At 66.2% G+C, this 13428-nt stretch carries 12 protein-coding genes; 6 read left to right on the top strand and 6 right to left on the bottom strand.

Translation table 11 applies throughout. The features are described from left to right. Positions 1-560: 560 nt before the first annotated feature. Positions 561-1487, bottom strand: coding sequence for a hypothetical protein (locus tag ACFQ36_RS15055; RefSeq protein ID WP_377014967.1), 927 nt, complete (start codon positions 1485-1487; stop codon positions 561-563). A 709-nt stretch (positions 1488-2196) separates the two neighbouring features. Here ACFQ36_RS15055 and ACFQ36_RS15050 point away from each other — a divergent pair. Then, entirely contained in the window at positions 2197-3642 is a 1446-nt protein-coding gene (locus ACFQ36_RS15050; RefSeq protein WP_377014966.1) for an MFS transporter, read from the top strand. Positions 3643-4236: 594 nt separating this feature from the next. On the opposite strand, the gene ACFQ36_RS15045 is transcribed toward ACFQ36_RS15050, so the two are convergent. The 3 genes from ACFQ36_RS15045 to ACFQ36_RS15035 all read right to left on the bottom strand — a co-directional run bounded on the left by ACFQ36_RS15045 (position 4237) and on the right by ACFQ36_RS15035 (position 7503). Further along, positions 4237-5259 (bottom strand): DUF808 domain-containing protein, encoded by a 1023-nt coding sequence (locus ACFQ36_RS15045; protein ID WP_377014964.1) that lies wholly within the window; start codon positions 5257-5259, stop codon positions 4237-4239. Positions 5260-5811: 552 nt separating this feature from the next. Next, a complete protein-coding gene (locus ACFQ36_RS15040) occupies positions 5812-6153 on the bottom strand; it encodes a DUF4406 domain-containing protein (protein ID WP_377014962.1) in 342 nt (113 codons plus the stop codon). A 702-nt stretch (positions 6154-6855) separates the two neighbouring features. Further along, on the bottom strand, positions 6856-7503 hold the full coding sequence (locus ACFQ36_RS15035) for a sugar nucleotide-binding protein (protein WP_377014971.1): 648 nt from the start codon (positions 7501-7503) through the stop codon (positions 6856-6858). A 626-nt stretch (positions 7504-8129) separates the two neighbouring features. On the opposite strand from ACFQ36_RS15035, the gene ACFQ36_RS15030 reads away from it, so the two are divergent. The 5 genes from ACFQ36_RS15030 to ACFQ36_RS15010 all read left to right on the top strand — a co-directional run bounded on the left by ACFQ36_RS15030 (position 8130) and on the right by ACFQ36_RS15010 (position 10824). After that, on the top strand, positions 8130-8696 hold the full coding sequence (locus tag ACFQ36_RS15030) for a TetR/AcrR family transcriptional regulator (protein ID WP_377014969.1): 567 nt from the start codon (positions 8130-8132) through the stop codon (positions 8694-8696). Continuing rightward, positions 8693-9727, top strand: a complete 1035-nt coding sequence (locus tag ACFQ36_RS15025) for a DMT family transporter (protein WP_377014960.1) — start codon at positions 8693-8695, stop codon at positions 9725-9727. Before ACFQ36_RS15030 ends, ACFQ36_RS15025 begins: the two co-directional genes overlap by 4 nt. Positions 9728-9846: 119 nt before the next feature. Continuing rightward, positions 9847-10248, top strand: coding sequence for a proline racemase family protein (locus tag ACFQ36_RS15020; RefSeq protein WP_377014958.1), 402 nt, complete (start codon positions 9847-9849; stop codon positions 10246-10248). After that, the gene (locus ACFQ36_RS15015) at positions 10241-10414 is read left to right on the top strand and encodes a proline racemase family protein (protein WP_377014956.1); all 174 of its coding nucleotides are present in this window, start codon (positions 10241-10243) and stop codon (positions 10412-10414) included. Before ACFQ36_RS15020 ends, ACFQ36_RS15015 begins: the two co-directional genes overlap by 8 nt. A 5-nt stretch (positions 10415-10419) precedes the next feature. Next, complete coding sequence (locus ACFQ36_RS15010) at positions 10420-10824, top strand: hypothetical protein (protein ID WP_377014954.1); 405 nt, start codon at positions 10420-10422, stop codon at positions 10822-10824. Positions 10825-10942: 118 nt separating this feature from the next. Here the strand turns inward: ACFQ36_RS15010 and ACFQ36_RS15005 are convergent, their stop codons facing one another. Both ACFQ36_RS15005 and ACFQ36_RS15000 read right to left on the bottom strand, forming a co-directional pair. Next, complete coding sequence (locus ACFQ36_RS15005; RefSeq protein WP_377014952.1) at positions 10943-12043, bottom strand: NADH:flavin oxidoreductase; 1101 nt, start codon at positions 12041-12043, stop codon at positions 10943-10945. Between the two features lie 751 nt (positions 12044-12794). Beyond that, the gene (locus tag ACFQ36_RS15000) at positions 12795-12998 is read right to left on the bottom strand and encodes a cold-shock protein (RefSeq protein WP_377014950.1); all 204 of its coding nucleotides are present in this window, start codon (positions 12996-12998) and stop codon (positions 12795-12797) included. Between the last annotated feature and the right edge of the window lie 430 nt (positions 12999-13428).

Here is a 13428-nt window from a genome sequence, read left to right as displayed (position 1 = left end):
ACCGGCTCCGGGAACAGCTGCGGCCATGATCCCGGGAACGTCCCGGGCCGATCCGGCAGTTCACGGCATCGCGCAGCCGTGCCGGTGCAACAAGAAGGGCCGGCTATGAACCGGTCCCTGAAAGCTTGGACCCTCCCTGCTGCGAGATCTCGCTGACCAGCATGGGCAAGCTCTACGCTTCCCTGTAAACGGCGCGGCGTGCAACGGCAGGCGGGGCCGTGCACGCCGTATCGTTTAGCCATGACCTCCGAAATCCCGGCTTCCGTGGATCCGAGCCTAGTCGCTTGCTAGGTCGTGTAGGGGATCTCGACAACAGCCACACCTTCGTTGTCGCCGATTGCTAGGTTGGGTTCATGCAAGACGAGCATACTCAGCGATGATGTCCGTCGGGGCAGGACTGCGAACATAGGGCAAGTGGTCAGGACCCAGGGCCGCACCGCGCCGCCTGAACCGTCCCAGGCCTGCAGGAGGCGAGTGTGTAGTTGCCTGTCGGGACCAAGGCCTGCGGAGCATGCCTGGACTCCGACCGGGGGCCGGCGCCCCGGCAGGGCCGTTGCGCATCAGGGCAGGCGGAAGTCCCAGGAGCCTTCGCAGTCGACTGTGGGGTCCGGATCAATGGCCTCTCCCGTCTCCACATTGGTGCACATGAAGCTGAATATCTCGGCACCGGTCCTGGCTTCGAACAATCGGTCATGGAAGAACCAGCCCCGCACAATGGTGTATGGGATGCCCAGGCCGGGTCGGACGGGGTAGGTCCGGCTGTCGTCGATGCTCCGCAGGACAATGCCCCCGCTCGCGCCGGCGGCGACTGCCCGCTCCAGCCCGGACATCAGCCCGGGCAGTTCGATGTCGCAGCTCAGGTCGCCGCGGACACGAACGGCCGAGGAGCCGGAGACCTGGCCGTCGATGGCCACGGTGATGATGTGCTCAAGGTCCGGACCCAGGGGAGCGGTGAGCTTCTCGGCCAGACCCCTGGTCGGCATGAGGCCTTGGGGGATTTCGAACGGCCAGGATTCGGTGTCCCCGGGGTCGATCCCTGCCCAGGCCAGGGCCGCCAGGTCCAGATCGTTTAGCCACGTCACCGACCCTCCGGAGAAGCAGAGGTCGCGTGCCGCCCTGAAGGCAAGATCCGTCGCTGCTGTCTCCTCCAGACGCCCCCCGATCCTGCTGCCGTTGAGCAGCTTCTGCCTGACCTGCTTGAAGACCCCGTCCATCTCCTCCCGGCGTCCCCGGACGTGATCGATAAGTTCGGCCATCCATACCGGCGCCGGTGCTTCCCCGGCCTGCCACCTCATGGCTTCCGCGTAGGTGACAGGCTTGGTGATGCGGTGATTCCGCATGTGGTCGGCGATGACGGACTGCCGGACTTTGAGGATGGCGGATACTCCGTGCTCGACCAGCGCGCGGTCAGCGCGCTGGCGGTACTGGCGCCGCGCCTTGCGCGCTGCCTGTTCTTTCGCCGACTCGGTCGGATGCTGGTTGTCCATCGATACCCCGTGTTCCGATCCCTGAAAGTACATAGCCTATGGCCGGGCCTGCCCTGACCGGTAGGGGAACAAGACAGTGGTTACGACCTGGAGGCGGCCCCTTGGTACTCGTTGCGCCACACCCTGCGCCCGGAGCACGCCTCGGTGAAGGTGCTAGCTGGGACAAGACGTCCTGCGTCAGGGGCGAGAGCTCCCGCTGTCAGTCGGCCGCCGAGATTCGGTGCAACTCGTGCCGGCCGGATACTTCGTGTCCGGCTTTAAGACCGCCAGTGCCGAAGAACCTTGCCGCTGTCGGCTCCAGGTCGGTGAGGCGGTCCGGGACATTCGCGTCGGCCCGCCGGCGGGGAAAGCAGTCATCGATACAAACAACTACTACCGGGAGCGTGACGGCCACGTCGCGGACCCGGACGAAGGCGGAACGAGTGCCTCGCAGTTGCTTCAGGACCACCTGCCGGGCTCCATGACGATTTCGGTTTCGACGCGGTTGACGTCGGCCCCTCGCGGACAGCTGGCGGGTGGAGGGTGACGGGCCGGCGTTCGTGGCGCGGCAGAATGCGCGGGAGCTTGAGGCGGACCTGGCCAAAACCGAGCGCTGAGTATCCTGATGGGGTATCCGACCGGGAAATGCCCGGTGAAGGTACGTGCTGAAACCGGCAAAGTGGTTCTGCGCGTGACGGGTTTTGGATGCCGATCGGAACGAGGTGCCGTGATGACAACTGCAGCCGAGGGAGTCGGCTTCCGCTCCAAGAGAGGGCCGATCCTCATTGCCCTGATGCTGTCGACGGGCCTCGTCGCCATCGACGCGACGATCGTTGCGACTGCGGTGCCTTCGATAGTGGATGAGATCGGCGGTTTCTCGTCGTTCCCGTGGCTCTTCTCCGCCTATCTGCTGGCCCAGGCCGTTTCGGTGCCCGTCTACGCGAAACTCTGCGACATGACCGGCCGCAAGCCGATCATCCTCACCGGCATCGGACTCTTCCTGCTCGGCTCGATCCTCTGCGGGTTCGCCTGGAGCATGTCGGCCCTTATTGCGTTCCGCGTGGTGCAGGGTCTTGGCGCGGGAGCAGTCCAGCCGATGGCCATCACCATCGCCGGAGACATCTACTCCCTGGCAGAGCGCGCGAAGGTGCAGGGCTACCTTGCGAGCGTGTGGGCGGTCTCGTCCGTGGTCGGCCCCACCCTCGGGGGTGTGTTCGCCTCGCTGGGCCTCTGGCGGGGGATCTTTCTCCTGAACGTGCCGCTTTGCCTCCTGGCCGGGTGGATGCTCGCGAGAACTTTCCACGAGAACATCGAGCGCACCGGACACCGCGTGGACTACCTCGGAGCGGCCCTTCTCACGGGCTCGCTCAGCCTGATTATCCTCGGAGCTCTCGAAGGCGGTCAGGCATGGGCTTGGAACTCACCCATCAGCATTGCAGTGTTCGTACTCGGAACCGCCATGCTCGCTGTGTTCCTGATGGTCGAGCGGCGGGCGGCCGAGCCGGTACTGCCGCCGTGGATCGTGTCGCGGCGGCTGCTCGCCACAACAGCACTAATCTCCTTCGGCGTCGGAGCCGTCATGCTCGGCCTCACGTCCTACGTTCCCACTTTTCTCGAGGGGACATTGTCAACCTCCCCGGTCCTCGCCGGCCTCACACTCGCGGCCCTGACGCTCGGCTGGCCGATCAGCGCCTCACAATCGGGGCGCCTGTATCTTCGGATCGGGTTCCGGGCGACGGCGATGATCGGCATCGCGGTCACGGTCATCGGTGCCGCGATCCTCGCCGTCACTGCCTCCACACCCAACATCATGCTGGTCGCGGCCAGCTGCTTTATGGTCGGACTCGGACTCGGGCTCGTCGCCACCCCGACCCTCATCGCCGCCCAGTCCAGCGTGCAATGGAACGAGCGCGGAGTGGTTACCGGCACCAACCTCTTCGCACGCTCGATCGGCAGCGCCCTCGGCGTTGCCGTCTTTGGCGCCGTAGCGAACGCCGTCTACGCCGGCACTCCCAATGGCGACACGAACCCGCATACGATTGTGTCGGCCTCCGCAGCTGTTTTCCTGGCCGTACTGATCAGTGCATCGCTCACCGTCCTCGCCGTTATCGGAATGCCGGCTCCGGCCCGCGAGGACGCGGTGCAGGAAGTCCGAACCCAGACCACCTCCTCTTAGAGCCTCAGCAGCGTGCCGCCCCCGAACCAATGTTTTTCGAGCATCGGCTTTCGGGACGCCACATTGATCAACTGTCCAGCAAGTAGCGGATGCCTCGACCATCTGCAGTTCCGTTGCGGTGATCGTCGCCCTGAACTGAAACCCAAGGCCGGCTGCGGTGACGGCAAAGATCCTCGATTCGTGCCGAAAAGGTACACGTGATTCCGTACGTGTCCCTGAATGCATGAGGTTGGCTTGGAAGGGGACCTGGGTGGGTCCGGCGTGAGGTTGGCGAGCGAAGCCGGTAGAAGCACGGTCGGATCAGCGGCGTTTTCATAATCGGTCCGAAACACGTCATCGGGTCGGTGCTTTTTGGCTGACGCTGTGGCCGCGGTCGTGGCATTGCGGGTTGTCTGGTGCGCCGGGTCGGCGGCTCAGCCCGTGCACGTAGGCCAGGACTTCGGCGGCGAATGCTTCGGGTTGTTCCAAGGCTGCGAAGCGTCCGCCGCGTTCCATGTCCGTCCACTGCACCACGTCGCAGCCGCCGGCGACGAAGCTGCGCGGGGGCCGGGGCGGGAACTCGGCCGGGTAGTTGGCTACCCCGGTGGGTGTGAGCTAGGAGGCAGGACCGGCCTCTCGTTCCGGCGGCCGGTAGCCGGCGACGGCGGCGCGGACGTCGCCCTCTTCGTGACCGCCCTTCTTCTTGCCGAACGGCAGCACTTTTAGCAGCGGGTGCAGGACAGCCATGACGGCGAGGCCCCAGGCGAGTCCGAGGACGGCCGAGCACAGGGTGTTCACGAGCCAGGCCAGGAAGCCGCCGGCCACCGGGATCCCGGCGAACGGGGCCTCGAGGACGTGGACCAGGTCATACGGACCGTGCCAGCCGAGGTCGTATGCCCCCTGGAGCATGATGTGGCCGCCGACCCAGAGCATGGCGATCGTCCCGACGAGGGTGATCGCGGCCAGCACGGCGGGCATGCCCTTGACGAGCAACTCGCCGAAGCGCCGGGAACCCGCGGAGTCCTTGGTGGCCAGGTGCAGGCCGATGTCGTCCATCTTGACAATGAGTGCGACGGCGCCGTACACGAGCACCGTAATCGCGATCGCCACGACGACCAGGATGAGCGCCCGGACCCACAAGGACTCATCGGCCACCTCGTTCATCGAGATGACCATGATCTCGCAGGACAGGATGAAGTCGGTGGTGATGGCGCCCTTGGTGACCTTGGCCTCCGCCTCCGGGCCCCGTTCGACCGCCGGCGCCTTTTCGGCCGCGTGGTGGCCGCGGAGTTTGTGCCAGACCTTCTCGGCGCCCTCGTAGCAGAGGTAGGTGCCGCCCAGCATGAGGATGAAGGGGATGATCCCCGGGATGAAGGCGCTGATGAGCAGCAGCGCCGGCAGGATGATCAACAGCTTGTTCCGGACCGAGCCCCAGAAGATCCGCTTGATCATCGGCAGTTCGCGGGACGGATGCGCCCCGGACACGTACTGCGGGGTGACGGCGGCGTCGTCGATCACCACGCCGGCGGCCTTGGTCCCGGCCTTGGCGGCCCCGGCTGCGACGTCGTCCACCGAGGCGGCCGCTATGCGGGCCAGGGCTGCGACGTCGTCCAGCAGGGCTACGAGACCGCCACTCACAGACCGCCCCCGCGCTGCTCGACGGCGGATTGCTGGACGCGGAGGCCGCGGTTGGGGCACGTGATCGGCATGCTCAAAAGTATACGGTGGCGGGCGGCCCGTCGGCGGAAAGCGGCGTGCGGCCACCGGCGACGGCGCCTGCATTACCGCCATCGCCCCTGGGACGACGAGGCCCCAGGCGGTTAGCAGAATGGCCATGGGTTCGGAGCTGATGGGCACAAATGATCGGTTGAACAACGGGTGGCACAAGGTCCGCCAAGAAGGTCAATCATGGGAAGGCGGTGAAGGTCCGCATCCATGGGCACGAATTTTCAAAAGCACTGGCCGGCCAATGGGAAACAGTTGCTCCGCTTTGACTGTGGCAACTGCTCGACCCCACCGCTGAAGTCGTTGGTCGACCAGCAGTCACATCGGGCTCAAGCTGATGGCCATCCAGATTTAAACGCGCGCTCATGCAATGCCGTCCTTCTGCCGTGGTACACCTCATGATCGGAAGGGACTCCGCCCAATCTGAGAGGCGCGGACCGTTCCGTGTAAAGCCGCTGTGTTCCGTCACCCTTGACGTACGGCATACAGCTCGGCGTCGGCCACCCAGCGGTCGACCGTGCGGATGGGAATGCCGCGGTGGCGGGCAATCGCTACCTCTATGCGGGCGCCGTTGCTGGAGCGGTACCCAGGCAGCAGGGCCAGTCCCTCGGCCTCGAAGATCTGGGGGATGGCGCGATCCATGTATTCGACCCATTTGGCGCCTTCGGGGAGGCGGTTATCGGCCGGGTTCGTGACGCTGTATCCCGCCACGCGCAGTCGCGAGGCGGCGGCGTGAAATGCCGGATAGTTGTATTCGGGCAGGCCGGTCATGGGTCCGACGATACAGAGTCGGGTTCGGGTGGTCATTTAATGGTTCCGTTTCCATGGTGGAGGGCCGTTTATCATGGCTCCTACAGGCATTACCGGCGCAGTGGTACCCGCGGATGCAACGCGCGGCGCCATTCCCGTCGAAACCACGTGATCCCCGTCACTTTCGGCATTCGGGCTCCTTGTGTGTGCCCGCGGCGAGGCCGCCAATCCGATGGTCCACCGCCCAGATGGCTGAGACACCCTCTCAGCAACCAGCGGACGAAGACTAAGCGTGCAGTGTTCGCAACACCTCCGAATTCTGCAAAGAAGGCAGTCGACGTCTGCGACACAATCTCGCCCTCGATGTCCTAAACCAAGCCGCACCGGACCAGGTCGATCATCTGTATCTGCGCCCCTTGTCCCAAAACCCCGTGCGGTAGGAGCCAGCTGCTGAAGCGGGACAAAAGCGGGCATCCGGCGCTGAACCGGATGCCCCATTTGCCTGCCCTCTCCTGATCAGGGGGCTGCGTGTGCTGCTTCGCGGCGGCGCCGGATGCCCTCGGGATTGGCGTCCGCAGGAACGCCGGCGGCGGTGGAGGAGGACTGGCCGGGTCGCGGAAGCCTTAACCATCTTCTACTCCCGGCGTGGCCGCGTTCCCAGCGCGGAGGGCACGCTCTGAGCTGCCGCGAACGTCTCGTCTCGGATCAGGCCGGGTACTCACACTCCACTGGTCGGACGACCCTCCAGGTCACAGGACATCATGAGTTCCCGGGTGCTCCGTCAGGCCTGGGGGATGCCTGCTCGTTGCGTGTGGCAATGATGTGGCCGTACCCTGCTTCAAACGTTGGGTACTGCAAGGTTCCAAGTAACGTGAGGAGCAGCGCGCCGCTGAGGACAGTACCGCTGGCCACGTCGGGCTGGGTCTTCGGGGGCGGTGAGAGTCCCAGCTGGTGTGCGATGTAGGTGACGACCTCGCCCAGGGCGGCGGGGGCCTGGTCGACGGCGTGCAGGATACGTGGCGGATCCTCTGCCAACAGCAGTGTTTGCAGGGTGCGGACCAGGTCGGCCTCATGGATGCGGTTCGTACGCTTCGCGTACTGGACCGGGGTGCCCTCGATGACTTTCCGCAGAAGCATCTCTCTCCCGGGCCCGTAGATCCCTGCAGGACGGACGATATGCGCGTCAAAGAGTTCGGACGCGAGAAGCTCCCCGTCACGAAGCGTCCTACCTCGCGGAGTCACCGGGGCGGGTGTATCTACTTCCGTGAGTGCTCGGCGGCCTGTTCGCCCTTCGAAGACCCGGGTGGAGGAGACGAACACCACTCGCCGCGGCGTACCCGGGAGTGCCGCGGCGAGGTTCCTGAGCGAGGCGAGGTAGCTGTCCGACCGGTTCGAAGCCTCTTGCATACCGGGAGTGAGGGTGACCACCATCGCATCCACTCCCGGCAATTCACACTGGACCGGTTCCCGGAGATCAACAGGCAGGGTAGAGAATGCGGCAGGCAGGACGGCCGTGTTGCGGCGGAGGGCGAACACCTCCCCGCCGGCCTCTGCCAGGCGCTCACCCAGGCGCGTGCCGAGCTTCCCGCAACCGACCAGCAGGATCCGGCCAGGTGCTTCCTGCATTGCCCTTACCGGGCCGGGCATGTTCGACAATCCAGCCTCCTCCGCTCGGGGCATTCGAAGAACCCCAATGATTCCCCCGGTTCCTCTAGGAGTAGTTGCTCGCAGGCCACGATGTCCAATCGCCACCTGACGAGGGGGTCAATGAGTAGGACGGCCCTCGGCGGGGGAGTGGTATTTAAGTGTCGCGGTGAAGGACCGGCTTACGGGGCGGCTGAGGATGGGCGCACGAGCGATAACGGTTGCTCAGCATCCCGGAGGGCAGGCTCCCGTCTTGTCGCACGCCGGATACGGCACCCCTTGTTTGGGGTCCAACATCCTCAGATCTGAGCTAGAGGATCGACGTTCCCGACCGAACTAGGTAGACTGGTCTACATATCCAAAGGAATGAGGTGATGTGAGTGAGCCGAATGGCGGCTGGATCGGCGCGGGAGCGCCTGCTGGACGCCGCGTCGCGGTTGTTCTACGCCAACGGCATGGTGGCCACGGGTATTGATGCGGTCACTACCGAGGCAGGTGTGGCGAAGATGAGCCTGTACAACAACTTCTCCTCCAAGGAGGACCTGATGTTGGCGTACATCGAGGCCCGTCATGAGGAGTGGCTGCAGCTTTACCGCAACCGCGTCGAGCACGCTGCCTCGGCCGTGGACGGGGTGCTGGCGGTGTTTGACGCATACATCGATCATGCCTCGGCAGCATACCCACGCGGGTTCCGCGGATGCGGTTTGCTCAACGCGGCCGCCGAACTGCCGGCGGGATCGGCCGGCCGCGACGCGGTGTGCCGCCACAAGGAACAGGTCGAGGGGATCCTGACCGGGCACCTGCTGGCCCTTGCGCCCGCGCCCGCTGCGAGGGAGGCCGCCGAGCACCTGTCCTTCCTGCTCGAAGGGGCCATGAGCCGCGCCGGGCTGGAAGGCCGGCCCGACCGCCTCGTGCGGGCCAAGGACATCGCGCGCGCCGTGATCGAGGCGCTGTGAACCGGGAGCGACTCATCGGCCTGGCCGCCATTACGGTCACGTCGTTGTTGTGGGGAACAACCGGCACGGCGGCGACCTTCGCCCCTGCCGCCGGACCGCTGGCCATCGGCGCGGCTGCCCTCGGCATCGGCGGCCTGCTGCAGGCGGTGATCGCGGTACCCGCGCTGCACGCGGCCTGGCCGGCGCTTCGCGCAAACCTGCGCGTGGTCGTACTGGGCGCTGTTGCCGTTGCAGTGTACCCCCTCGCGTTCTACAGCTCAATGCACTACGCCGGCGTCGCGGTGGGCTCGGTCGTCTCCCTCGCCTCCGCGCCTTTGGCTTCGGGGGTGCTGGAAAGACTCGCCGACCGCCGGGCGCTAAGCCGGTGGTGGATGCTCGCGGCCGGTCTCGGCGTGACCGGCAGTTCGTTGCTCTGCCTGTCGAAGATGGAGGGTCCCGCGGCCGCCGTCATGTCGACGATCGCGGGGACCGGCATGGGGCTCGTGGCAGGCTTCACTTACGCCGCGTACTCGTGGACCGTCCACCGGCTCATGTCGCGCGATATCAGCCGCGCGGCGTCGATGGGCGCCGTGTTCGGCGGCGGCGGCCTCCTCCTGATGCCGGTGCTTTTCCTCACCGGCGCGCCGCTCATCGCTTCCACCGGGGCGTTCCTCGTTGCCGGTTACATGGCCCTGGTCCCGATGTTCCTCGGCTATCTCCTGTTCGGATTCGGGCTCACCCGGGTGTCTGCGAGCACCGCTACCACCGTCACCCTCACAGAACCGGCCGTCGCCGCCATCCTCGCGGTGGTCGTTGTCGGGGAGCGACTGGACGTCCTCGGCTGGATCGGCCTGGCCGTCATCGCTGTCGTGCTGCTCATCCTCGCCGTCGCGCCCACTAACAACACACCACAGGTGCGGGGCATCGCCGGCAGACAAACGGGCGGCCCCGAAACCGGCCGGCACCCTGCCCCCGGTGCGTTCACCGTGCCGGTCATCGATAGGAATGGAGACATGCCTCATGGCGAACCACAGCAGGCCCTCCGGACCTGAGCGGGCAGTCAGGCTCCCGCCACAGACCAGCATCCCGGCGGTGAAGACGGTCGACTAACATACCGCCGGCGAGCCGTTCCGAATCGTGCCCGAGCCCCCGGTGCCCATCGCGGGGTTGAATGTCGCGGAGCGGTGCGGGCGCGACCAGCCGGGGCAGGACCCAGATAGACCTGGGGTGGGGCGGGACGCTGTACGCCGGCCTCGATGCGGCATCAGTAGGGTTGGAGGTAAGCCCGGCAAACCTGACGGAGCTGATTGCGCTCGGCCGCGAGGTCAAAGCGGCCCTCGCCGATGATCCCCGAACCGGGCACCTGACGGACCCGCGGCTGAGCGAGGTATACGGGACGATCATTTTCGACGTCCTGGGTACCCTGCCCACCGCAGAGCTGCACCAGCGGAACGTGACAATCTTCGCGGACGGCCAGGTGGACCGGTCCCCATGCGGGTCGGGATCGGCCGCGCGTGTCGGGGTGCTCACCGCGACCGGGACACTCCATGGGGGGACAGACACTGGTGCATGATTCAATCGTCGGCTCCCGCTTCCATGCGAGGGTGCAGGAACACACGAGGGAGCACGGCCGGGCCGCCGTCGTGCCCGTCATTACCGGTGCCGCTTACCGTGTCGGAACCTCCACGTTCGAGGCCGATCCGTACGACACGCTTGTGCCGGGCTTCGTGCTGCGATGAAGGGCGTGCGCTACCTCGACGCTGCGGCGGTCACCGCGGCCCTGACACCTGCCGCCGCGGTCGAGGCAATCACTGCGGCACTCATCGCCGGTTACGACCCGGCAACCGACGCCGCCCGAACCTCCGCTCGCACCAGCCGCGGGCATTTCCTCCTCATGCCCTCGGAAGTCGGAGAATACGCCGGAGTGAAGGTCGCCACCGTCGCACCGGACAACCCGGCAGCAGGACTGCCCCGCATCCAGGCCAGCTACCTTCTGTTCGGCGCCGCGACGCTGACTCTGCAGGCCGTCTTCGACGGCACCGCACTCACCGCCCTGCGCACTCCGGCCGTGTCCATCGCCGCAGTCCGTCCCGTACTTCACCGCATCAATGAGCCGCTGCGCGTAGTCGTCTTTGATGCCGGCTCCTGACGATGATTTCCGGGTCAGCGGGCGTTGAAACGTCGTCCAGATCGTCATTCAAGAACCCCGGTGCCGCAAGGAGGGACCGGGGGTTGTCGGCCCGGCCCCTCCCATCACCGGTGCTCTCCTAGGACAGTTCCAGCTCCCAGTCCTTGACATCGGCCACCGGCGCGAACAGGCGCGCGTCGATCTCATCGAGGGGCAGGTTGTTGCGCACACGGTGCGGCCAGTCCCGGTTGGCCAGGGCCGCCTTGCCCAGGGCGACGACGTCGGCTGCGCCCTCCCGGAGCATCGAGACGGCGGTCTCGGGGTCGTCCAGGTGGCCGTTGGCGATCACGGGCAGACCCGAGTGCTGCCTGGCCAGGGCCGCCAGCGAGTCGCCGCCGTCGCCGAAGGCCGGCGCGGTAGCCCGGTACTCCGTGGTGTGGAGGAAGTCGATCCCGGTGGATCCGAGGATGGAGAAGATCGTCTTCGCCTCCTCGACCCCGCCGCTCCACCGGTGGTCGTGGTCGCTCACCTTGGCCTGGGAAATCCGGATGCCTACGGTCATCTCCGGACCCACGGCCTCCCAGACGGCGCGGCAGATTTCCGCGGCGAAGCGCACCCGGTTCTCGGGGGAGCCGCCATACTCGTCGGTGCGCCGGTTGAGGTAGTCGGTGAGAAACTGATCCAGCAGGTAGCCGTTCGCGCCGTGGATCTCCACGCCGTCGAACCCGGCGTCCTTGGCGCGCAGCGCGGCAGCCGCGAAGCCCTGGCGGACCTCGTCCATCTGGGCCGGGGTGATCTCCGCGGGCACCCGGTACGGGCCCTCCCCGCGGTAGAACCCCAACTGTTCCCCCTTGGGCGCGACCGCCGAGGGGCCGATCGTGGCGTCCACGAACCGGCTGCCCTGGGCCTGGGCCCCGGCGTGCATGAGCTGGGCGAAGATCTTCGCGCCGGCCGCATGAACGGCCTCCACTACCGTGGCCCAGGATCGGGCCTGCTCCTCGGTGGCGAGCCCCGGCTGGAACAGATAGCCCTGACTGTAAGCGGTATCCGAATAGATCCCCTCGGTGATCAGCAGCCCGAACCCGCCGCGCGCGAAGGCCTCATAGTAGGAAACCATCGTCTCCGTCACCAGGCCGTCCCCCGTGGCGCTGATCCGCGTCATGGGAGCCAGGGCCACACGGTTCTCCAGCTCGGTGGAACCGATCTGCAGGGGCCACCAGAGCGGGGCAAAATCCGGCATGAGCATCTCCTTCACCTTGTCTTCAGAGGCATGGGAACCCATCCACCGGTTCCACCCCGCTATCAACGATCATGTGAAGGCCCGATATTCCGGCGCCTTGGCCACGGGTCCGCGCGCAGAAATTATCAAGGCGGCGCCTGCAATGTCGAAAATGCGAACGGGACCCCTGACCTCATCGCTGCCCCGGGAACAAACGGGAGCAGCGGGTATGCGTACGGGACCTTCATGATCAGCGGACAACGGCAACGGGGGAGGAGTCCAAGGTCCCGGGACAGCCCCTTTGCCTGATCCACTCCTAGCCCAGGCTCCAGAGGGAAGTCCCCGTCTGATGGGATGTCTTTCCTGGCGATGGTCAGACCGACCGCATTAGAGCCGCCCGAGAAAGTGTCCGCCAGTTCGTGCCTCTGGCCGGTGCTCGAGCGTCCGGGCCGGGCCAGGGAATCCCCAATGTGTCCGGCTTTGACGATGTCCACGCCGGTGCGGCTTCTGGTAACAGTTTCCATGCGGTCCTGTGTGCGGCGGCCAATTCGCGGACCGTGCGCCGGCGGCCCTCGGCCTGCTCCAAGGCGATCCGGCCCTTCGCCGGGCCGGTGTGCAGGCGGGCCATGGAGGGCTCGGCGGCAGGCGGGTCCTTGCGGGTGCGCAGGCAGGCCTTGAGACGCTCGAGGAGCTGCACGGGGCTTGGGCCCTTCCGGGTCGGCGGCTTGGTCCACTGTAGGTGTTCGGCAGCCGCCGACCCGGTCACCGTCCCCTACAGGGCGCGGATATTCTCCGCCTGCAGGCCCTTCTGGCCCTGGACGATCTCGAACTCGACCTTCTGGCCCTCCTCGAGCGAGCGGTAACCGCCGCCGGTGATGGCTGAGAAGTGCGCGAACACATCCTCGCCTCCGTCATCGGGAGCGATGAATCCAAAGCCCTTTTCCCCGTTGAACCACTTGACCGTACCTGTTGCCATCAACTGCTCTTTCGTGCCGGACGGCTTCGCGGGCACCTTCGTGGGCCTTGTTCCCGCCGTCCACAGGTAACGCTATGTGCCTGGGGACGGACCGGACAAGCAGTGCGGCCGAATGTAAGCAAAATTGAGATCTGTGCGGACCCTTCAAGGTTCCCGGTCCGCGCCTTGGACTCGGGCGGGATGCAGGCAGGCGGGGAGGCGGAGCCGGGTGCCGCACACATAATGCGTCGGGCCGGAATAATCCGGCCATGAAACCATGCAGAAGGATCCGCCATGAAGAAAACCGTGATTGCCGTCCCGGATGCCGGCGCCCTGCTGCTGACCGACTGCTCCACCGAGGAATCCGTCCGCGGATGGATGCCCGCCGCTGACCCCGGGCAGGGCATTGCCCCGGCCGGGGCAAAGCCGGGGCAATGTCTTCCCCTCCTGC

Source organism: Arthrobacter sp. GCM10027362 (assembly GCF_042679445.1).
GTDB lineage: Bacteria > Actinomycetota > Actinomycetes > Actinomycetales > Micrococcaceae > Crystallibacter.
The sequence above is the reverse complement of the archived record's forward strand: the minus strand, read 5'-3'. Positions and strand labels throughout refer to the sequence as shown.